General features: G+C 68.0%; 24 protein-coding genes. 11 read left to right on the forward strand and 13 right to left on the reverse strand.

Annotation, left to right across the window (positions count from 1 at the left end; all coding sequences use genetic code 11):
- Window positions 1-81 precede the first annotated feature (81 nt).
- Entirely contained in the window at window positions 82-1011 is a 930-nt protein-coding gene (locus tag ASE64_RS14920; protein ID WP_235480652.1) for a metal ABC transporter solute-binding protein, Zn/Mn family, read from the reverse strand.
- A 128-nt stretch (window positions 1012-1139) separates the two neighbouring features.
- Between ASE64_RS14920 and ASE64_RS14925 the strand changes: the two genes are divergently transcribed.
- Together ASE64_RS14925 and ASE64_RS14930 are read left to right on the forward strand one after the other, a co-directional pair.
- Window positions 1140-1739 (forward strand): TetR/AcrR family transcriptional regulator, encoded by a 600-nt coding sequence (locus tag ASE64_RS14925; RefSeq protein WP_055782320.1) that lies wholly within the window; start codon window positions 1140-1142, stop codon window positions 1737-1739.
- Window positions 1740-1756: 17 nt separating this feature from the next.
- Window positions 1757-2026, forward strand: a complete 270-nt coding sequence (locus ASE64_RS14930; protein WP_055783132.1) for a DUF3253 domain-containing protein — start codon at window positions 1757-1759, stop codon at window positions 2024-2026.
- An 81-nt stretch (window positions 2027-2107) separates the two neighbouring features.
- On the opposite strand, the gene ASE64_RS14935 is transcribed toward ASE64_RS14930, so the two are convergent.
- Window positions 2108-2944 carry an alpha/beta fold hydrolase gene (locus ASE64_RS14935; protein ID WP_055782323.1) on the reverse strand — a complete coding sequence of 279 codons (837 nt, stop codon included), beginning with the start codon at window positions 2942-2944 and terminating at the stop codon, window positions 2108-2110.
- Between the two features lie 120 nt (window positions 2945-3064).
- Between ASE64_RS14935 and ASE64_RS14940 the strand changes: the two genes are divergently transcribed.
- The gene (locus tag ASE64_RS14940; RefSeq protein ID WP_055782326.1) at window positions 3065-3580 is read left to right on the forward strand and encodes a GNAT family N-acetyltransferase; all 516 of its coding nucleotides are present in this window, start codon (window positions 3065-3067) and stop codon (window positions 3578-3580) included.
- A 44-nt stretch (window positions 3581-3624) separates the two neighbouring features.
- Here ASE64_RS14940 and ASE64_RS14945 read toward each other — a convergent pair whose 3' ends face one another.
- Window positions 3625-4155, reverse strand: coding sequence for a hypothetical protein (locus ASE64_RS14945; protein WP_156351966.1), 531 nt, complete (start codon window positions 4153-4155; stop codon window positions 3625-3627).
- Window positions 4152-4646, reverse strand: a complete 495-nt coding sequence (locus ASE64_RS14950) for a hypothetical protein (RefSeq protein WP_055782332.1) — start codon at window positions 4644-4646, stop codon at window positions 4152-4154. Before ASE64_RS14950 ends, ASE64_RS14945 begins: the two co-directional genes overlap by 4 nt.
- Window positions 4647-4790: 144 nt before the next feature.
- Here ASE64_RS14950 and ASE64_RS14955 point away from each other — a divergent pair, with 144 nt between their 5' ends.
- Genes ASE64_RS14955 through ASE64_RS14965 form a run of 3 tightly spaced genes read left to right on the forward strand, consistent with a single transcriptional unit; the run spans window position 4791 to window position 5994 of the window.
- Window positions 4791-5324: a TetR/AcrR family transcriptional regulator gene (locus ASE64_RS14955; protein ID WP_162234577.1), complete on the forward strand. Its 534-nt coding sequence runs from the start codon at window positions 4791-4793 to the stop codon at window positions 5322-5324.
- Window positions 5321-5671: a DMT family transporter gene (locus tag ASE64_RS14960; RefSeq protein WP_055782338.1), complete on the forward strand. Its 351-nt coding sequence runs from the start codon at window positions 5321-5323 to the stop codon at window positions 5669-5671. The genes ASE64_RS14955 and ASE64_RS14960 overlap by 4 nt, the downstream gene beginning before the upstream one ends.
- On the forward strand, window positions 5668-5994 hold the full coding sequence (locus ASE64_RS14965; protein ID WP_170927337.1) for a DMT family transporter: 327 nt from the start codon (window positions 5668-5670) through the stop codon (window positions 5992-5994). The genes ASE64_RS14960 and ASE64_RS14965 overlap by 4 nt, the downstream gene beginning before the upstream one ends.
- Window positions 5995-6042: 48 nt before the next feature.
- Here the strand turns inward: ASE64_RS14965 and ASE64_RS14970 are convergent, their stop codons facing one another.
- The gene (locus ASE64_RS14970) at window positions 6043-7269 is read right to left on the reverse strand and encodes an MFS transporter (RefSeq protein ID WP_055782340.1); all 1227 of its coding nucleotides are present in this window, start codon (window positions 7267-7269) and stop codon (window positions 6043-6045) included.
- A gap of 140 nt (window positions 7270-7409) precedes the next feature.
- Here ASE64_RS14970 and ASE64_RS14975 point away from each other — a divergent pair, with 140 nt between their 5' ends.
- Together ASE64_RS14975 and ASE64_RS14980 are read left to right on the forward strand one after the other, a co-directional pair.
- Window positions 7410-7856: a MarR family winged helix-turn-helix transcriptional regulator gene (locus tag ASE64_RS14975; RefSeq protein WP_055782343.1), complete on the forward strand. Its 447-nt coding sequence runs from the start codon at window positions 7410-7412 to the stop codon at window positions 7854-7856.
- Between the two features lie 17 nt (window positions 7857-7873).
- Complete coding sequence (locus ASE64_RS14980) at window positions 7874-8767, forward strand: ATP-grasp fold amidoligase family protein (RefSeq protein ID WP_235480653.1); 894 nt, start codon at window positions 7874-7876, stop codon at window positions 8765-8767.
- Between the two features lie 11 nt (window positions 8768-8778).
- Here the strand turns inward: ASE64_RS14980 and ASE64_RS17685 are convergent, their stop codons facing one another.
- From ASE64_RS17685 to ASE64_RS15000, 4 genes are all read right to left on the reverse strand, one after another.
- Entirely contained in the window at window positions 8779-10149 is a 1371-nt protein-coding gene (locus tag ASE64_RS17685) for a glycosyltransferase (protein ID WP_200920258.1), read from the reverse strand.
- Window positions 10146-11153, reverse strand: coding sequence for a glycosyltransferase family 1 protein (locus tag ASE64_RS17690; RefSeq protein WP_055782347.1), 1008 nt, complete (start codon window positions 11151-11153; stop codon window positions 10146-10148). Before ASE64_RS17690 ends, ASE64_RS17685 begins: the two co-directional genes overlap by 4 nt.
- Entirely contained in the window at window positions 11150-12094 is a 945-nt protein-coding gene (locus tag ASE64_RS14995; RefSeq protein ID WP_156351971.1) for a WcbI family polysaccharide biosynthesis putative acetyltransferase, read from the reverse strand. The genes ASE64_RS17690 and ASE64_RS14995 overlap by 4 nt, the downstream gene beginning before the upstream one ends.
- A 156-nt stretch (window positions 12095-12250) precedes the next feature.
- Window positions 12251-12748: a VOC family protein gene (locus tag ASE64_RS15000; protein WP_055782353.1), complete on the reverse strand. Its 498-nt coding sequence runs from the start codon at window positions 12746-12748 to the stop codon at window positions 12251-12253.
- Window positions 12749-12854: 106 nt separating this feature from the next.
- Here ASE64_RS15000 and ASE64_RS15005 point away from each other — a divergent pair, with 106 nt between their 5' ends.
- A complete protein-coding gene (locus tag ASE64_RS15005) occupies window positions 12855-13835 on the forward strand; it encodes a helix-turn-helix transcriptional regulator (RefSeq protein WP_055782356.1) in 981 nt (326 codons plus the stop codon).
- Here ASE64_RS15005 and ASE64_RS15010 read toward each other — a convergent pair.
- Window positions 13822-14370: a TetR/AcrR family transcriptional regulator gene (locus ASE64_RS15010; protein WP_156366306.1), complete on the reverse strand. Its 549-nt coding sequence runs from the start codon at window positions 14368-14370 to the stop codon at window positions 13822-13824. The two genes, ASE64_RS15005 and ASE64_RS15010, sit on opposite strands and share 14 nt — an antisense overlap.
- 84 nt (window positions 14371-14454) lie before the next feature.
- Here ASE64_RS15010 and ASE64_RS15015 point away from each other — a divergent pair, with 84 nt between their 5' ends.
- Window positions 14455-15378 (forward strand): ketopantoate reductase family protein, encoded by a 924-nt coding sequence (locus tag ASE64_RS15015; RefSeq protein WP_055782361.1) that lies wholly within the window; start codon window positions 14455-14457, stop codon window positions 15376-15378.
- A gap of 27 nt (window positions 15379-15405) precedes the next feature.
- Here ASE64_RS15015 and ASE64_RS15020 read toward each other — a convergent pair whose 3' ends face one another.
- Window positions 15406-16446 (reverse strand): NAD(P)/FAD-dependent oxidoreductase, encoded by a 1041-nt coding sequence (locus tag ASE64_RS15020; protein WP_055782363.1) that lies wholly within the window; start codon window positions 16444-16446, stop codon window positions 15406-15408.
- Window positions 16447-16609: 163 nt separating this feature from the next.
- Between ASE64_RS15020 and ASE64_RS15025 the strand changes: the two genes are divergently transcribed.
- On the forward strand, window positions 16610-16939 hold the full coding sequence (locus ASE64_RS15025; RefSeq protein WP_055782365.1) for a DUF7882 family protein: 330 nt from the start codon (window positions 16610-16612) through the stop codon (window positions 16937-16939).
- On the opposite strand, the gene ASE64_RS15030 is transcribed toward ASE64_RS15025, so the two are convergent.
- Window positions 16936-17853 (reverse strand): bacteriorhodopsin, encoded by a 918-nt coding sequence (locus ASE64_RS15030; RefSeq protein WP_055782369.1) that lies wholly within the window; start codon window positions 17851-17853, stop codon window positions 16936-16938. The genes ASE64_RS15025 and ASE64_RS15030 overlap by 4 nt on opposite strands.
- Before the next feature lie 247 nt (window positions 17854-18100).
- Window positions 18101-18469 carry a MerR family transcriptional regulator gene (locus ASE64_RS15040; RefSeq protein WP_055783143.1) on the reverse strand — a complete coding sequence of 123 codons (369 nt, stop codon included), beginning with the start codon at window positions 18467-18469 and terminating at the stop codon, window positions 18101-18103.
- Between the last annotated feature and the right edge of the window lie 77 nt (window positions 18470-18546).

An 18546-nucleotide genomic window follows, 5' to 3' on the forward strand; every position in this document is an offset into this window, starting at 1 on the left:
CGTGGCGCGTTGCGGGGCGAGGGGGCGGCTTCTGAAGCGGCTCGCGCCGACTTCGCCCCGAAGATCTTCACTCGGTGAAGACTACTTGCCGCTGAGCGCGCCCTGAAGCGCGTTGAGGTTGGTGGTCATCCAGCTGATGTAGTCGGTTCCCTCGGGAAGGGTCTCTGTGACGGGGACGACGGGGACCTTGGAGTCCTTCGCCGCGGTCAGGACGAGCTCGGTCTGGGCGCCCGAGGTCTGCTCGTTGTAGACGAGAACCTTCACCTCTCCTGAGGAGAACTGGTCGGTGGTCTGCTTGAGCACGTCTGCGGGAACGTCGGTGCCCTCCTCGATCGCCTCGCTGAAGGCGGCCGGCGTCTTGTTGACGAGGCCGGCGGCGCTCAGCATGTACAGCGGCACGGGCTCGGTGATCGCGGCACCCGCTCCGTTGAACGACGCCTTGATGTCCTTCTCCTGCTGCTCGAGCGCAGCGAGCTGGCCCTCGAACGTCTTGGCGTTCTCTTCGTAGCTCTTGGCGCCATCCGGGTCGATCGCGCTGAGCTGGTCGACGAGTTCGTCGGTGAGCTTCTGCACGGTCGGGAAGTCGTACCAGACGTGCTCGTTGAACTCGCCCTCGGCGGGTTCCTGGTCGTAGCCCGAGATGTCGGCGGCGTTCAGCACCGGCGCGACCTTGTTGTCGGCGGCAGAGAGCATCTTCTCGACGAAGTCGTCGTAACCGCCGCCGTTCTCGATCACGAGCTGGGCTTTCGAGAGCGACAGCTGCGTGCGGGCGTCTGCTTCGTACTCGTGCGGATCTTTGTCGGGGTCGTCGATGATCGAGGTCACGCTCACCCGGTCGCCGCCGATCTGCTGGGCGATATCGCCGTAGACGTCGGTCGACGCGACGATACGCACTCCGGAGGAATTCGTGGGGTCGTCGGTCGCGCCGGCATCGGTGGAACCGGATGCGCAGCCGGAGAGGACGAGCGCGGTGGCCGCGGCGAGCGCGCTGATGGAGAGGAGTTTTTTCACGGGAGGGTGAGCCGTTCTAAGTGGGATGCAATGCGGGTCGATTTTGAAAATAGCTTTATTGATAATGATTGTCAAAGTCAGGACCATCTTCGGGGCGAATCGGCGGCTGAGGCTCCTACACTCGCTGTGTGGACTCCCGTCAGATCAAGACCCGCGCCCGGCTCGCCTCCGCCGTGCTGTCTCTGGCGGCCGACAAGCAGGCGAGCGAGATCACAGCGTCCGAGATCGCGATCTCTGCCGGCATCAATCGCTCCACCTTCTATCAGCACGCCGCGTCGCCCGCCTCGTTGCTCGAGTCGGTTCTGCGCGCCGAACTCGACGAACTCCGCACCACCTACCTGCGCGAGGCTGATCTGACGACCGCGCGGCAGGCATCCCTGGCGATCAGAGGCGTGACCGTCGCCGTGCTCGAACACGTCGACTCGCACGCCGCCGTCTACATTCGCGGGCTCGGCGAGTCGAGCGGATCGGCGAGCCTTCAGCCGCTGCTCAGTCAGCACTTCGCCGAGTCGGTCACCCTGCTGCTCGACCGGCACGCGCTCACCGTGCCCGAGTCGACGTCCATCCCTCCCGAGGGGTTCGTGGCGGATGCCGCTGCGCGCTTCATCGCGAATGGCACGGTCGGCGCCCTCGAGGCCTGGCTCGCCACCCCCGCGCCGCGGAGCACCGACGCGTTCATGGCCGCCTACGGCGTATTCCTGCCGAGCTGGTGGCCGCAGGCCGACTGAAGGCGCAGACTGGATTCATGTCTTTTGGCTCGAATCCCGACATCGACCTCCAGCTCGAGCAGAAGATCATCGAGCTGCTCGAGCAGCGGGCGCTCAGCTCGACGATCTGCCCCTCGGATGCCGCGCGTGCCGTCGGCGACGACGACTGGCGCGATCTGATGGATGCGTCGCGCAGCGCGGCGGGTCGCCTCGTCGCCCGCGGCGAGGTCGAGATCACGCAGGGCGGCGAGCCGGTCGACCTGGCGACCGCCCGCGGGCCCATCCGCATCCGGCGCCTGCGCCCGTAACGTCGAGCGCAGGCGTCGCCGCCGCGCGCGGTGGCAGAACCACCGCGCCGGCCAGCGACACCCGCACTCGACGAGCGGTCTCTACTTCGACAGGAAGTCGATGACGACACGGTTCCACTCGTCGGCGTGGCTGACGTTCACTCCGTGCGGGCCGCCCGAGACAACGTGCACCTCAGACGTCGTCAACGCCGCGTGTGTGCGCTGGCCCGAACCCTCGAAAGGCACGGTCGCGTCGCCGTCTCCGTGGATGACCAGCGCGGGAACCGTCACGTTCGGCAGGTCGTCTCGGAAGTCGGTCGACGCGAACGACGCCATGGCCTCGAGCGCGGCGACCTTCGACGACTGCAGGGCGAGAGCGAGGGCCTCCTGACGCTGCTCCTCCGTGACGACGAGCTTGCCGTCGACCGAGAAGAACTGCGTCGTGAAGTCGTCGTAGAACGACTCCTGGTTGGCAGTGAGACCGGCGGTCATCTTCGCGGCGAGTGCCGCGGTGAGAGGGCCATCCGGGTTGCCGGGCGTCTGCAACAGATACGGCGGCACGGCCGATGCGAAGACCACACTGTGGATGCGCTCGGCTCCATACTTCGTGAAGTAGCGCGCCGCCTCGCCGCCGCCCATGGAGAAGCCCACGAGGGTGACGTTGCGCAGGTCTAGCGACGTGAGCACAGCCTGCAGGTCGTCGGTGAGTGTGTTGTAGTCGTAGCCGGTGAGCGGCTTGTCGCTTCGGCCGAATCCCCTCCGGTCGTAGGTGACGACCCGGAACCCTGCGGCTTCGAGTGCAGGAACCTGGTACTTCCACGATTCGCCGCTGAGCGGCCAGCCGTGGACGAGCACGACAGGGCGGCCCGATCCGCCGGTGTCGTCGACGTGCAGCTTCGTGTCGTTCAGGAGTCCGTGGTGTGCAGTGATGTCTGTCATGGTGGTGCCTTTCCTCGCCCATCGTCGGGCGTCTCAGAAGGAATTCGGACACGTTCCCGCACTCGGATGGACGTCGCCCACCCGGTTGCGCGATGAACATCGTCCCGCTAGCCTCGCCCGGTGAAGTCAGAATTCAGGATCGACCGCATCTCCGAGGGCGACTGGCCTCGGCTGCGCGAACTGCGCCTCGAGATGCTCGCCGACACTCCCCTGGCCTTTCTCGAGACCCTCGACAGCGCGCTCCGCGAGCCGGAGGTCGAGTGGCGCTCGCGAGCATCACGGGCGGCGCGCGAGGGCAGCCTCGGACTCGCGGCGGTCGACACCTCGAGCGGCGCCTGGCTGGGAACCATGAGCGCCTACCTCGATGGGCGCGGCGACGCCATGCTCGTGAGCGTCTACGTCACGCCCGCGTGGCGCGGTGCGACCCGCGGCCTCACGGATGCGCTGCTCGACGAGATCGAGACCTGGGCGCGCGCCGCGGTTCCCGAGGGCGGCCTGCGGCTGCACGTGCACGAAGACAACCCGCGAGCACGCGCGTTCTACACGCGACGCGGCTACGTCGAGACGGGCGAGACGATTCCCTACCCGCTCGACCGCACCCAAAACGAGGTCGAGATGGTGCTCGCGCTCAGCTGATCGCTCACCGCAGACATCGTCTGAACGCGCCTCGACCGCCTGCCCTACAGCAGGCGCTCCCGATGCCAGGAGCGACGACGGATGTCGTGCAGCGCCACGGGTTCCGCCACGACGAACGCGAGCAGATCGCCCGCCCGGATGCCCGTGGGCAGCATCGCGCGCAACTCGCCCCTTCGCGCAGCGGGGCGCAGAGTGAACGCGCGCTGCGCATCCGACGCATGCCGACCGAGCAGCCGCACCGACCCGGCGACGGGGTCGCATCCGTCGAGCTCGGCATCGAGCCAGACGTCGACACCCTCGCCGTCGCCCGACGGCGCGACGAGCTCGACCGTGGCCACGACGACGCCGCAGAACCGCTGGGATTCGCCCTCTCGACCGGTCGCCCACTCGCCTCGATCGATCGCCTCGACGACGCGAGTGCACGGCGTTCCGACGGCGCGCGCCATGCCGACCATCGATTCGCCGACGACCCGGATGTCGTCTCCGAGCGCCACTGCATCGCGCGGCCAGAATCGTCGATCGAGGCCGCGCCTGTGGGTGCGCCCGTAGCGGGCGACGGTGGACATCAGGCTCACGAGGCGCCGCCCGACCGCAGTTGACGGCGGCAGACAGCACCTCGGCACGGGATGGCGATGAGGTCGCCGACGCGGAGGTCGGCGGGCAGTACCGCCGACTGCACGGCCGAGAGCGGCTGCACGGCCGAGAGCGAGAAAGGCACGGAGTGCTGGGTCGAGGCACGACCTATGAGTCGCGCCTCCGACACATGAGCCTGCACGCGCGTGAGGTCGGCATCCAGAATCAGTGCACCCTCGCGAGGAATCTCGACGACCTGCGCCACGACGACCGAGGACTGTTCGATGTCGGACGGCCGGCCATGCGTGCCGGGAACGACGGCCGCGGCGATGTGCACGCACGGGGTGTCGCAGAGCTCGACGAGGCGCAGCAGCGACACTCCCGAGACCACGACGTCGATGGTGGTGAGGTGCGTCCACTCTGGCCAGCGGTCGATCACGAACGGGTCGGGGATGCTTTTTCTGAGCGAGGGGAGAAGAGAAGTGAGGGTCACAGATGCAGGTCTACGCCGGTCATCGGCAGCCGTGAGGCGTCCTAACGGAATCCGAGCGGTTGGGGCAGGAATCCTGACGCCTTCCCATCAGCGCTCTCAGGAACCCCGAAGCAATATTTACCGTACGTACGGTAGGTTATGGCCATGAGATCGAGTTCACGAGAAGAGATTCTGAATGCCGCGCTGAGGGTCGTCGACGCCGGCGGAGGAGCCGACATCACCTATCAGTCGGTGGCGACCGAGGCCGGGCTGACCAAGGCGGGCCTGATGTACCACTTCCCCAGCAAAGACGCCATGATGGTGGCCGTCATCGAGCACGTGATCGCACGCTGGCAGGCGGAACTGCAGGATGCGCTCTCCGTACCCCTCGACGAGTCGACCCTCGAGCAGCGCGTCGACGCATTCGTTCGGTTCGCGAGCGAAGGCGACGTCACCGCGGGCGAGTTCGTGGTGTTCTCCGAGGCGGTGCGCAGGCCCGATCTATCGCAGCCCTGGCTCGACTACCTGCACACCTGGTTCGACTTCGACGCCCGAGACAGCACCGGCCTCCTTCTGGTGTGGCTTGCGACGAACGGCCTCTGGATCGCCGAGTCCACGGGCATCATCACCCTCGACGCCGATCGCCGCGCCGACCTCGTCGGTCGACTGCTCGCGCTCATAGAGAGGAACCCCTCATGAGAAAGTGGCTGGTTCTCACGGGCGCGATCCTGCTGGAGGTGACGGCGACCCTGTCTCTTCGCGCGGCGCTCGACGACCCATGGTGGGCGATTCTCGCGGTGCTCGGTTACATCGGAGCGTTCATCGCCCTGTCGTACCTTCTGCGCATCGGCGCCCCCATCGGAGTCGTCTACGGCATCTGGGCCGCTGCGGGCGTCGCCCTGACCGCGCTCTTCGCGTCACTCGTCTTCGGCGAGGCATTCACCTTTCTGATCGGCCTCGGCATCGTCATCGTGGTCGCCGGCGTCGTGCTGGTCGAGACCGGCCATCCGCGATCCGAGAAGACGAAGACGGAGGTCGGGTCATGATCTGGCTTCTGCTCATCGGCGCCATCATCACCGAAGTCGCCGCGACCATGTCGCTCCGCGCCTCCGAAGGCCTACGCAAGAAGAGGTGGATCGCTCCCGTCGCCGTCTTCTACATCACGGCCTTCACCCTGCTGACCTTCTCGCTGTCGGCCGGCATGCCCGTCGGGATCGCCTACGGAATCTGGGCCGCATCCGGTGTCGCCCTGACCGCGATCGGAGCGCGCGTCTTCTTCAAGGAGCGACTCACCCCTCGCATGCTCGCGGGAATCGCGCTGATCGCAGTGGGCGTGCTGGTGATCGAGCTGGGCAGCCAGGCCCACTGAGAGCCGCCGCCGCCGCGTCGGGGCATCGGCGCCCGTTCGGGGTATCCGCTACTGGTCGACCGGCAGCGGATGCTCCGAACCGGCGCGGACCGGGGCAGCTGCGTCCGCGTCCGCCTGCGCGGCGGCGCGCTTCACGGCGGCCGCGGCCGGGATGACCACCGCGAGCGCCAAGACGGTGAGCCCCGCTCCCGCCCAGATCGGCGCCGCGTAACCCAGCCCCGCGGCGATAAGAACGCCTCCGAGCCAGGCACCGAGAGCGTTGCCCAGGTTGAAGGCTCCGATATTCGCGCCCGAGACGAGCGTGGCGGCGCCGGAGCCCGCCGAGCGCATCACGCGCATCTGCAGGGCGGGAACGGTGGCGAAGCCGAAGCCTCCCATGAGGAACAGGGCGATGATCGTGGCGATCTGGCTCTGGGCCGTCAGGGCGAAGCCGAGCAGCACGAGGGCGAGGGCCGCGAGAACGACGATGAGCGTCGCATCCAGAGCCTTGTCTGCGGTCTTGCCGCCCACGAAATTGCCGATGAACAGACCCACACCGAACAGCACCAGCAGCCACGGAACGGCGCTCGAGGCGAAGCCCGAGACGTCGGTGAGGACGTAGGCGATGTAGGTGAAGGCCCCGAACATTCCGCCGTAGCCGAGCACGGTGATGGCGATCGAGAACCACACCTGTGGGGCGCGGAATGCGCTGAGCTCCGCTCGCAGGCTCGGGGCGTCGGCCGCGGCACCCGCAGAGCGCGGAACCAGGGCGAGGATGCCCGCGAGCGCGATCACACCGATGACCGTGATAGCCCAGAAGGTGGAGCGCCACCCGAAGGCCTGACCGAGGAACGTTCCGAACGGAACGCCGAGCACATTGGCTGCCGTGAGGCCGGTGAACATGACCGCGATCGCGCTGGCCTTCTTGGTGGGCCCGACCATGTCTGCGGCGACGACGGAGCCGATGCCGAAGAAGGCTCCATGGCAGAGCGCGGCCACGACCCGGCCGGCGAGCATCAGCTCGTAGCTGGGAGCGAGGGCCGAGATGAGGTTGCCGGCGACGAAGAGCACGAGCAGCCCCATGAGCACCTGCTTGCGCGGCAGGCGCGTGACGAGGGCGGGAATCGCGAGCGCGCCGACGACCACGCTGAGGGCGTAGCCGGTGATGAGCCACCCCGCCGTGGCCTCCGTAACGGCGAACTCGCTCGCCACTTCGGGCAGCAGGCCCATGATGACGAACTCGGTGAGTCCGATTCCGAAGCCTCCGAGGGCGAGGGCGATGAGACCGAGGGGCATGCGTGACTCCGTGAAAGATTCGATCAGGCTTCACGCGCTCGGGTAGAGCGCGTACGCTAGTAGTTGCAAGCGCGGGCTAAATCATTGCACACGCAGTTATGCCGCGCAAGCAACTACTTTGTCTGAGCACCGGAGGAACCATGGGAATCGCAGACGACGCCGTCGAGATCCGCTCGCAGGGCTGGCGCACGCTGGCCGCTCTGCACGGACTCATCGAGAGCGAACTCGAGCGCGCCCTCGCCTCGGGCGTCAGTCTCTCGGTTGTCGAGTACACGGTTCTGGATGCGCTCAGCCGCCAGCACGGCTGGCACATGCGCATGCAGCAGCTGGGGCGCGCCACGGCCCTCAGCCCCAGCGCCACCACCCGCCTCGTGAACAGACTCGAAGAGCGCGGGCTGCTCACCCGCGTGCTGTGCGCCGACGACCGTCGGGGCATCTACACCGAGCTCACCGAGGCGGGTCAGGCGCTGCTCGCCGACGCCCGGCCCGTGCACGACGAGACCCTCGAGCGCGCGCTGACCGCGGCCCGCGACATGCCCGAACTCGCCCCGCTCGTCGACGCCCTCCCGACGCTCACGCGCGCGTAACGGGAGACGATCGACCCGTGGCTACACCCAAAGTGCGCTGGCGCCAGCGCAGTCGACTCGTTCGCGCCGCGCGGCTGCTGCGCACCCGCAGGCCGCAGACCTTCACCGAGAAGGTGCGCTACAAGATGCTGCGCGATCATCGGATGCTCCTGGTCACCTTCGCCGACAAGGCGGCGGTTCGCGAGTACGTGGCCGCGCGAGTCGGAGAGGAGTACCTGCCGAAGGCCTACGGCATCCTGCGTGATCCCGAGAGCCTGCGCGAGCTCGAGCTGCCCGAGTCGTATGTCGTGAAGCCGACCCACGGCAGCGGCGCCGCGATCGTGGTGTCGCCACAGGCATCCGAAGACCAGACGTTGCCGCCGGCCGTCTGGGGCTGGGTCTACCGCCACGTGCGCCCCGCCGCCGTCACGGTCGACGCGTTGATCGAGATCGCCTCGGTCTGGATGACGAAGCTCTACGGGCAGGGCCCCAATCGCGAGTGGGCCTACGGCCGAGTCCCGCCGGCGGTGATCGTCGAGGAGATGCTCGTGGCGCCGGGCGGCATTCCCGACGACTACAAGTTCTTCGTGTTCCACGGGCGGTGCCAGTACATCCAGGTGGATGCCGGCCGCTTCGACGAGCGCACGCAGGACTTCTACGACGCCGACTGGCGGCACCTGCCCATGAGCGGCGGACCGGCGTGGGCGACTCCGCCGCGCCAGCGACCCGACCGTCTCGACGAGATGATCTCGATCGCCGAGAAGCTCGGGGCCGAGACCGACTTCGTTCGTGTCGACCTCTACGCGCTGCCTGACCGCATCGTCTTCGGAGAGCTCACGAGCTACCCGGCCGGCGGAGACAGCCCGTTCGAGCCGCCCTTCTTCGATGCGGAGTTCGGCCGGCACTGGAACGTTCCGTCGCGCTACCGCTGATCGGGCTAGGGTCAGCCCCAGCCGCCCAGATAGCCCGCCACACTCGGTTCCGTCGTGATGGGCGACAGCCACGGGGCTTGCTCGACTCGCGTATCGAAGGGGCAATCGTCGCGCCAGCGCGCGCGCCGCACGGCCGCCCGGCTCGAGGTCACCGTCAGCAGCGCGGCTCCGTGATCGTCGGTGAAGACGACCTCGCCGAGGCTGCCCACCCCCACCGTCTCGATCGCACGGCCGAGCCTGTCGTCGCGTGAGGCATCCGGTGCCAGAACGACAACGGCGTTCTGGATGTCGATGCGCACGCGGGCGCCGTCGGTCACGTCATGCGACGCATCGGCCCTCGCGACGACCCGGGGATCGGCGCGCAGAACCGCGGGCACCGGCCCCGGCACGACGATGCGCGCGTGCGGCACCGCAGCCAGAACGGAGTCGACGCAGACGAACAGGGCGGCGTCCGAGATCGCCGACGAGACGGTCACGACGACATCGGCACGCTCGATCAGCACGCCCCTCGGCGCGGACTCACGCACGGCAATCGTCTGAGCCAGCTGAAGGGTCTCGACGTTCTTGAGTCGCTGCCGAGCCTCGGCGGCAGATGCGTCGTCGCGCCCCGCCCAGTCGGCCCCGTTGTGCCAGGCCACCGCGTGCGGAACGTGCGCGAACACTGCTCCCGCGAGCCAGGCGCGGTGCGCCCATTCCCAATCCTCGCCGCCGTACTGCGTGAACGACTCGTCGAAACCGCCGACCTCGTCGAAGAACCAGCGCGAACAGGCGATGACGGCCCCGATCACGAAGCGATACGAGCGGTTGTCGCTCTCGAGCAGGTTGCCCGAGCGGGCGTACGCATCGGCCAGCCACTGCGGCTCGTCGAGCGCGAACCGGGCAGCGGCGACCTCGAGCGGAGCATCCGCGTCGAACCGTTCGAAGCGCGTGTGCCGGCGACGCCCCACCGCCACGGTCTCGGGGGCGAGCGCCGGGAGCCTCGTGATCGCCTCGACGTAGCCCGGCTCGGGGGCCGTGTCGGCGTCGAGAAAGCACAGGATGTCACCGGTCGCCGCAGCCGCTCCGAGATTGCGGGCGGCGGCGAGACGAAAACCCTCATCGGGCTGCCGGAGCAGCCAGGCGCCGTGAGACATGCGCGGCTCCTCCGCCGAACCGTCGTCGACGACGATGACCTCGAGCCGGTCTGCCGGATGCGTCTGCCTGGCCAGGGCGGCGAGCGTGCGATCGAGCTCGGCCTGCTGCTCGAAGTGCACGACCACGACAGAGACCGTGGGCGGCACAGCGGGCACGACTCCGTCGAGCTGATTCCACTCGTTGCCCCGGATGCCCGCGCCGAAGGGCGGCCTGCTCGCGCCGGGCACGAGCGGAGCGTCGATGGTCACCACGTGACGCCGTCCCACCACGCGAGGTAGGCGGAGGCGACCTCGGAGACATTCGGCGAGGTCACCGCACCCTCGTGCAGCCAGGTCGACTCCGGAGCCGTGAGCGCAGTGACGATGCCCGCCGCGAGATCGCGTGTGCTGTCGAGCACGGTCACCGTTCCGGGTCGACGTTCGGCGATTTCGCGTACGTAACGGCCATCGATGACGAGCGGCCGCCTGCCGGATGCTATCCAGGTGTTGATGCTGCCGGATGCCGAGAAGTGGCGGTGCGCGGCGACGCCGACCGATGCCCGGCGCGAGCGCTCGATCAGCTCGGTATCGTCGAGGTAGCCCGAGACGTCGAGCCTCACGCCAAGCCGCTCGGCCAGCGACGCGAAACTGTCGAGGTCGGCCTCGTGGCCCTGCGATGCGCGCCCCAGAATCGAGAGCCAGGGCCGCAACTCGGTCGTGTCGGCGATGTGCGCGACCGCGCGCAGCACCTCGAGATGCCCCTTGCCGGGGTAGTAGAAGCCGAGGACCGCGACACTGCCATCGGGTTCGGGGCGCTCTCCGACGCGCACCTGTTGGTCTACCGGAAGCGGGATCACGTGCGAACGACCGGTGGGGTCGGTGAAGTCTCGTAGCACGTCGATCTCGTGCAGGCTGTTGAAGACCGCGCCCTGCGCGGCTGCCAGCACCCGCCGGTAGCAATCGCTGCGTCGAGCGAAGTTCACGGCGCCGTCCGATGCCTGAGGTACGTCGTGGAACGTCACGGTGAGGGCCGTGCGGGCTGCCAGAGCCTCGATGCGATCGGCGGCGTCCTCCGGCGAGGTCCCCCAGAGGCGGTCGGTGAAGTGGATGTGCGTGCGCGGTGGGATGACGCCCGCGCGTAGAGCCTCGCTCGGCAATCGCAGCGACGCGCCCGTGAGCAACTCGACCGCCGCACCGACCACCGAGGAGTACTGCGAGACTCCGTGTTGCGCATCCGGGGTCACGATGAGGGCCGGCACCCGCGCGACGATCACGCGGCGGCCAGGATCTCGAGGGCCCGACGGTGACGGGCGAGACCGGCCTCGACGGCATCCGGATGCTGGGAATACCACTCGAGATGCGCCTCGCGCACGTCGGCGTCGGCCACGACGGCTCCGCCGACGACCCAGTCGGACGCGGGCTCGTCGTCGAGATCGAAGGCCTCGATCACCGCCGCCAGCCGGGGCGCGTGCACGCTGTCGAGAAGGGCGCGACCGGGGTCCACCGAGTGCTCGACGAGCCCGGCGCGGTGTCGCACGCGCTCCGCGACCGCGGCGAAGACCGCGTTGCCGGGGTGGTTGAGGGTGCGCATCTGCGCGAATCCGGGCCGCGCGAAAAGATCGGAGGCGCGCACCGTGTCGAACGCCTCTTCACGCCGGGTGAGCTCGGCGATCGAGTCTGTGGCGATGGCGCGCACCGCCTTCGGCGTCACGACCGTCGGCATCGTCACTCGTTTGGATGCCTCGGCCAGGGTCCGCAGGTCGTGATAGGCCACGATGGGCGGCACGAGCGAGAGATCGCTCGGGGGCCTGACGATGGCGTGAGTCGGATAGAGGCCCGCGAAACGGATAACCGGGAAGGCGACGGTGTTCGCTTGTGCAGCGAGGCGACTCGACAGTTGCCGCAGCCCCAGGGGCAGTTCGTGATAGTCGTCGCGCACCGGCTGCGAGACGAGCAGGGTCGTGCGCTCGAGCAGGCGATCGAGGAAGGGCAGGTCGGCCGCGGTGAGCTCGTGCACCGGCGGAACGCGCACAGTGTGCAACCCCGCGCCGTCGAGCATGATGCGCAGCGACTCGGCCTGGCAGTTGCCCATGACCACGGCGATGCCTGCATCGGAGTCGGCCTCGGCGCCAGGCACTGCATGCCCGTAGAACTCGCCGAAGTGGAGGGTGCGGCCGTCGGGCTCCTGCCCCATATCTCCGAGAGAATCGTCCACGTCGTCCATGCTCCCAGTACGGCTCGCAGAAGCGAAAAGACGAGGAGGCGATTGCGCCGACGCGCGAACGCGGATAGGGGCGACGAGATGTCGCGAATGGCGCTCAGCTCGCTCCGAAAGCCACCATCTGCGACACCTCGAGCCGCCCTCACACGACTACTCCGCGGGGTAGGCGGCCGCCACGTCGAGAATCCAGGTCACCCCGAAGCTGTCGGTGAGCATGCCGAAGCCCGGGCTCCAGGCCGAGGCGGCCAGCGGTTCGACGATCGACGCGCCGACCGACAGCGCACTCCAGTAGCGCTCGACCTCGGCGAGGGTCTCGCCGCGCACCGACACGAAGAACGGCTGATCCGTGAGGGTCATGCCGTTCTCGCGGCGAGTTCCGCCGCCGACGACGGTATCGGCGGCGGACGCGCGAGCGGCATCCGGGGCCCCGCCCACCTGGCCGGGAATGTCGTACGCCATGACTCGGAAGCCGCCCTCGCTCTCGACCTGACCGAAGACGACGTTCTGCGCGCCCGGAGCGTCGGCGGGCATGCCGAAGTCGCCGTAGCTGGCGATCGTGAGGCTTCCGCCGAAAACCGATTGGTAGAACTCGAGGGCCGCTCGGGCCTGGCCGGTGAAGTTGAGGTGGGTCGTGGTGGTGATGCTCATGACTGCTCCTGGTGTGAGTAGAGGTGACGTCGCGAATGTTCGACGGTTCCCACTGTCACAGCCGTCTAGGACAGTTTTCGTCCTAGACCAGAATTAGGATCGTCGCATGGCCTCGACGTCGCGATTACTCACCCTGCTGTCGCTTCTGCAGACCCGTCGCGACTGGCCGGGAGCACTGCTGGCAGAGCGACTCGACATCAGTCACCGCACGGTGCGCCGCGACGTCGACACGCTCCGTGAGATGGGCTACAGCATTCGCGCCACGATGGGGCCGGATGGCGGATACCGCCTCGACGCGGGCAACGAACTGCCGCCGCTGCTGTTCGACGACGACCAGGTCGTCGCGCTGGCCGTGGCACTGAAGGCAGCGACGGTCAGCGGCGTCGCGATCGAGGAGGCAGCCTTGCGCGCGCTCACCACTGTTCGGCAGGTCATGCCGTCGCGGCTACGACACCGGCTCGACGCGCTCGAGTTCGAGGCGCTCGCCGCGGCGCCCGGTCGCGCGGCGTCCGCTTCGGTGACACCGAATGCGCTCATCGCCCTCTCGGCGGCGGTGCGTGGGCGCGAGGTGCTGCGCTTCGACTACGTGCGGATCGGGGAGGGCGACCCGGCGCTGCGGCGAGTCGAGCCCCACCACCTGATCACCTCGAACGCCCTCTGGTATCTGGTGGCCTGGGATCTGGAGAAGAACGGCTGGCGCATCTTCCGGGCCGATCGCATCCGACCCCGAACGCCGACAGGCCCGCGATTCACACCGCGGCAGGTTCCGGGCGGCGACGCCCGCGGGTTCGTGGCGGCCCGATTCAAGGGATCCGTGAGGGCGGACGAGTGGCCGTGTCGCGGCACGGTTCTGCTCGACCTGCCCGCCCGCGACGTGGTTCCGTTCGCGGGCGACGGCGTGGTCGAAGACCTGGGCGAGCGCTGCAGTCTCGAGCTCGGATCGTGGTCATGGGTCGGACTGGCCGCCTCGTTCGCTCGCTTCGACGCGCCGATGAGGGTGGTCGGCCCGCCCGAACTCGCGTCTGCGTTCGCCCAGCTCGCCGGGCGTTATGCGTCGGCCTCGGGAGGTGAGGTCAGACCGTCCTGAGACCGTTGATGAGCAGCTCTATTGCGGCTCGCGACTCCGATGCCCAGTGGGGGCGATCGGCGGCTGAGCCGATACCGTGCAGCACGATCAGTACCGCTCCCGCGGCGACATCGGCACGAACGGCGCCGTCTGCCGCAGCGCGGGCCAAGAGATCGGCGACGGTACGCTCGAGCTCGCTTCCGCCCTCGGCCTGCACGGCCGGGTCGACGACCGCCGCGAGCGTGCGGGCGAGGCCACCATGCGCAACCAGGTACTCCACGAAGCCGCGCAGGAAAGCCTCGAGGTTGTCGACCGCCGACCTCGACGGGTCGCGAGCCTCATCGAAGAGGGCGGTCATCTCGCCCTCGTAGACGGCCGCGGCCAGCGCCTCTCGAGTGGGGAAGTGCCGATAGAGCGTTCCGACTCCCACTCCTGCGCGCGCCGCGAAGTCGTCGAAACGAAGCTGCTCATCGCGATCGAACACGTCGCGAGCCGCAGCCACGATGGCATCGCGGTTGCGTCGCGCATCCGCTCGTAACGCTCGCACCTCAGCCACGATGACACTCCTCATTGACAAACGGAGACAGTCTCCATATTCTCCTAAGTGGAGACTGGCTCCATCTTACGGCGGGAGTTCTGCATGCGCATTCTGATGTTCGGCCGCGGCGTCATCGCGACCATCTACGGGCGGGCTTTCGCAGCGGCGGGGCACGACATCGAGTTCTACGTTCGCCCCGGTCGCGCGGCCGAATACGGCGACGAGGTGCGCCTCGACTGGATCGATGGACGCCGCAAGCCGTTCGGTCGTCGGGTCCGCGAGTCGTTCCGAACCACGCTGAGGGAATCCCTCGAGCCGAGTGACGGGTTCGATCTGGTCGTACTCAGCGTCGGGCATCACAGCCTTGCCGAGGCCGCCGCGTTCTTGGCTCCCCGCATCGGCTCGGCCACCGTGCTGGTGCTCGGCAACGTCTGGCAGGAGCCCCTCGCCGCGGTCGCGCCGCTTACCGCCGACCGGGTCGTCTTCGGATTTCCTCAGGCGGGCGGCGGTTTCGGCAGCGACGGCGTGCTGTCGGCCGCGCTGCTGCCATCCGTCGTCGTCGGCGCATCGGGGCCAGAGCCCACGAGGCGAGAGCAGCAGGTGCGCTCCGTTTTTCGGCAGGCGGGTCTCGCCGTGCGACTACAGAACGACATGCGAGGGTGGCTGTGGCTGCATTTCGTGGCCGACGCCGGCATGTTCTCCCAGGCCCTGCGCAGTGGGTCTCTCGCGAACATGGCCGGAGACCGCCGCGCCTTCCGCGGCGCCTTCCGAACGACTCGCGAGCTGCTCCCCTTGCTCGAGGCTCGCGGCGTCGACATGAGCAGGCACCGTGGCGCCCTTCTCCCGTTCAGGATGCCGTCGGTGATCGCCACCGCGTCGGCATGGATCACCGCGCTGGTACCGATGGCGCGCGTCAGCCTCGAAGCACACACCGACCCGCACGCCGAGGAGGCTCTCGCCGTGCTCGCCGATACTGCGCGCGAGGCGCGACGGCTCGACATTCCCATTCCGCTACTCGAGCCGTGACCCCGGCGGCGATCGCCTCGACCGACCTCAGATTCCGTGCCGGCGGCCGCCGAGAACGGCCTCGGAAGCCTTCGCCTCCATGGCCGAAGAGAACGGCTGGGCCCTCGTCGCGACGGCCCGCGCCAGGTCTGCGGCCGCGAGGTCGCCGTGCGCCGCAGCCCCCGCCATGACCCCGGATCCGGCTGCGGCGGCCACCATCGCCATGGGCTGGCCTGTGTTCCCCGCGACGAAGACACCGGGCACGGCCGTCACTCCCCGTGGATCGCCGTCGACCTGCTCTCCGAACGGGGTGAGCGTGCGCTCCCCACCGAGCGCCTCGTAGAGCTCAGTTCGCGCCATGAACCGGGGCGCGACCACCACGGCATCGATCTCGAACGAGCGACCACCGTCGACCTCGACGGCCTGAACCTGCGTGCCCTCGACAGCGAGGCGCTGCACCCGAGGGGTGACGACGCTCACGCCGAGCGCGGCGAGCTGCTCCCACTGCTCGTCGCTGGGCTCCGGCGCATCGTGCAGAAAGTACGTGACATCGTCGCTGAGCTGACTGAACAGCAGAACCTGGTGCATCGAGTTCTCGCTGCGACCGATCACGGCGATGCGCTGGTCGCGCACCTCCCATCCGTGGCAGAACGGGCAGTGCAGAACGCTGTGCCCCCAGGCCTCCCTCACTCCCGGAATGTCGGGCAGATCGTCGATCAAGCCGGTGGCGAGAATCACGCGACGAGCCGAGAGGCGAGTGGCCCCGCCATCGATCTCGAGCGTGAAGTCGTCCGTAGCACCGGATGCGCCGGTCACGAGGCCGTTCACGATGCGCACGCCGTAGGCCTCGGCTTCGGCCCGGCCCCGCGCGAGCAGCTCGAGCGGAGCAATGCCCTCGTGCCCGAGGATATTGTGCGCCCCCGCCGCCGGCGCGTTGCGCGGCTGCCCAGCGTCGACGACGATCACGGTGCGGCGAGAGCGGGCGAGTGCGATAGCCGCCGCGAGGCCGGCGGCACCACCTCCGACCACCACGACATCCGCATGGTCGGTGAGGGCTGGGGCTACGACAGGCAAAGGGGAGTGAGTCATGTCATCAACGCTATGCGCACGTTGGCTGTTACGCATTGCCTCTTGCGCATAACGCAAGACCGGAGTAATTCTCGGCCGGTGATCGACATGAGACCGCCCGGGCCTAGACTCAGCCCGGGGGCCGCATCCCATACCTGGTGCACACCTCGGAAACGGGTCCCTCATGGGCAAGATGCTGTACGGCAACCCCGACATCGTGATCGACTTCGACGATCGAGCCCTCGCCCACTTGCAGATCGTGATCGGCTCGAAGCTACGCCGCCACGAGAGCTTCTTCCTCTCGTGGCGCGACGACGAGTCGGTCGGCAACGGGCGGTCGGCGATCTGGATGGACTCCGCGATTCCGCTCTACTTCAAGTTCTCCGGCAGCAAGATTCCCGCGATCAATCGCGATTGGATCCGCATCTTGAGCGACTCATCGAACAGTGGGCAGGGCCTGATCTTCTCGGCCGAGCCAGGGATGCCGGCGGCGACACCGCGCGGGCACGTCTAGATCTGATCCATGTCGAGATCGTCGTGCGACTCGGGCGTCTTCGCCTCTGACGAGGTGGCCTGGGTCATTGACGGACGCGCCCGACGTCTATGCACGGACGCCCCCTCGGCGAGATAGACCTCGCGCGGCATGCCGGCGTCGGACTGCTTCTCCGACGCGATCCAGATCGCCTCGGGATGCATGTCGTCACCCGTGCGCACATCTTCCGCCGTTCGCAGCTTGGCGATGTGGTGGATCAACCCGCCGAATCCGACCTTGACCACGACATCGGTGGCACAAAGTACGACCTGAATGACCGTGGTGGCGGCGCCGCTCGCACCCAGAAGAGGAATCAGGTAAACGATCGGATAGATCACCCAGCCACCGAGAAGAACGATGGTCGCTCTCTTCAGAGCGACGCCGCTTGCGGGGGTGAGCTTCGGCAAGGAGGCGCGCACCGCTCGGATCAGCACGAGGTTCGTCGCGATCCAGAAGATCGCGCTAACACATCCCCAGGTCAACAGCGCTTCGACACTCGCGCCGTCGCCGATCACGAAGGCGCCGAGAAAGCCGGTGAAGATCATGAGGAACGCGCCGGCAACCGCCAGCGCCTGCGTTCGTCGAGCGACCGCACCGGCAACGGCGCACACCGCCAGCAACTCGACCGTGAGCAGCGGAACCGTCACCGACCAGTCCATGTAGCGCGGCAGGAATGCATTCGCGGCCTCGGAATTCGGAATGTAGCCCGATGCGGTGTGGTCGTACCCGCTGAGGAAACCGACGATGAGCAGCACATAAGAGAGCGTCGCCACAGCGAGCAGACTGAGCCGCGAGACGGTCGCCGTACGAAACCGCGAACCGATCTCATGCTGAGTCACCCACGCCCGAATGAACCCGGCGAAGAGCACGAGTCCGGCCACGACCAGCGCGTACAAGATGAGCGTGTGTTCAGATTCCGTCAGCGTCGAAGACCAGGGGGCGGCCAAGAGGCTTGCGGAGGGGAGGAACGAGGAGATGGAGTACCAGGGCTCTCAATGGGGGGCCCGTGGATGCGGGCGTTCGAGCACATGCGGCACGTTCGCGTACGTGCACACAGTACGCCCGGCCGAGCGCTGCCCCTAATGACCTTTGCCCGAGCGGATGCCGGTGGCCCGCCTCAGGCGGTGATCACGTCGGATCAGATCATCGCTTGCGGAGCAGGTCGACGAACTCGTCGGCCATGTCGAGCTGCCGCTGGAGCTTGTCGCGCTGCTCGGTGGCACGCTCGATGAAGAGCTGGAGCTGCGATCGCAGGGCAGGATCGCCCGCGTCGTCGTCGAGCACGTCGATGATTCTGAGCAGCTCCGCCATCTCCTCGAGCGCGAAGCCCAGCGGCTTCATCCGGCGGATGAGCATCAAGCGCGCGCAGTCGCGCTCCGTGTAGAGACGGAAGCCGCCGTCGGTTCGGCCAGACGGCTTGAGGAGGCCCACCTCGTCGTAGTGCCGGATCGTGCGCAGCGACAGTTCGGTGCGCTCGGCGAGCTCACCGATATGCATCATCGGCTCGGGCATTTCGGGGTCCATGAACACTTCCTCATCAAAACAACCCTTACGTTAGGGTAGAGTTGCTCGTGCTGCTGCTGTTCAGC

Origin of the sequence: Agreia sp. Leaf210, assembly GCF_001421485.1 — a bacterium.
Classification (GTDB): domain Bacteria; phylum Actinomycetota; class Actinomycetes; order Actinomycetales; family Microbacteriaceae; genus Agreia.

What these genes read in the sequence shown, in the direction of transcription:
- ASE64_RS14930 (WP_055783132.1), top strand. Translation starts at nt 1,757, where the DNA reads ATGTCTTTTGGCTCGAATCCCGACATCGACCTCCAGCTCGAGCAGAAG.
- ASE64_RS14935 (WP_055782323.1), bottom strand. Translation starts at nt 2,944, where the DNA reads ATGACAGACATCACTGCACACCACGGACTCCTGAACGACACGAAGCTG.
- ASE64_RS14955 (WP_162234577.1), top strand. Translation starts at nt 4,791, where the DNA reads ATGAGATCGAGTTCACGAGAAGAGATTCTGAATGCCGCGCTGAGGGTC.
- ASE64_RS14960 (WP_055782338.1), top strand. Translation starts at nt 5,321, where the DNA reads ATGAGAAAGTGGCTGGTTCTCACGGGCGCGATCCTGCTGGAGGTGACG.
- ASE64_RS14965 (WP_170927337.1), top strand. Translation starts at nt 5,668, where the DNA reads ATGATCTGGCTTCTGCTCATCGGCGCCATCATCACCGAAGTCGCCGCG.
- ASE64_RS14970 (WP_055782340.1), bottom strand. Translation starts at nt 7,269, where the DNA reads ATGCCCCTCGGTCTCATCGCCCTCGCCCTCGGAGGCTTCGGAATCGGA.
- ASE64_RS14975 (WP_055782343.1), top strand. Translation starts at nt 7,410, where the DNA reads ATGGGAATCGCAGACGACGCCGTCGAGATCCGCTCGCAGGGCTGGCGC.
- ASE64_RS15000 (WP_055782353.1), bottom strand. Translation starts at nt 12,748, where the DNA reads ATGAGCATCACCACCACGACCCACCTCAACTTCACCGGCCAGGCCCGA.
- ASE64_RS15005 (WP_055782356.1), top strand. Translation starts at nt 12,855, where the DNA reads ATGGCCTCGACGTCGCGATTACTCACCCTGCTGTCGCTTCTGCAGACC.
- ASE64_RS15015 (WP_055782361.1), top strand. Translation starts at nt 14,455, where the DNA reads ATGCGCATTCTGATGTTCGGCCGCGGCGTCATCGCGACCATCTACGGG.
- ASE64_RS15020 (WP_055782363.1), bottom strand. Translation starts at nt 16,446, where the DNA reads ATGACTCACTCCCCTTTGCCTGTCGTAGCCCCAGCCCTCACCGACCAT.
- ASE64_RS15025 (WP_055782365.1), top strand. Translation starts at nt 16,610, where the DNA reads ATGGGCAAGATGCTGTACGGCAACCCCGACATCGTGATCGACTTCGAC.
- ASE64_RS15040 (WP_055783143.1), bottom strand. Translation starts at nt 18,469, where the DNA reads ATGCCCGAGCCGATGATGCATATCGGTGAGCTCGCCGAGCGCACCGAA.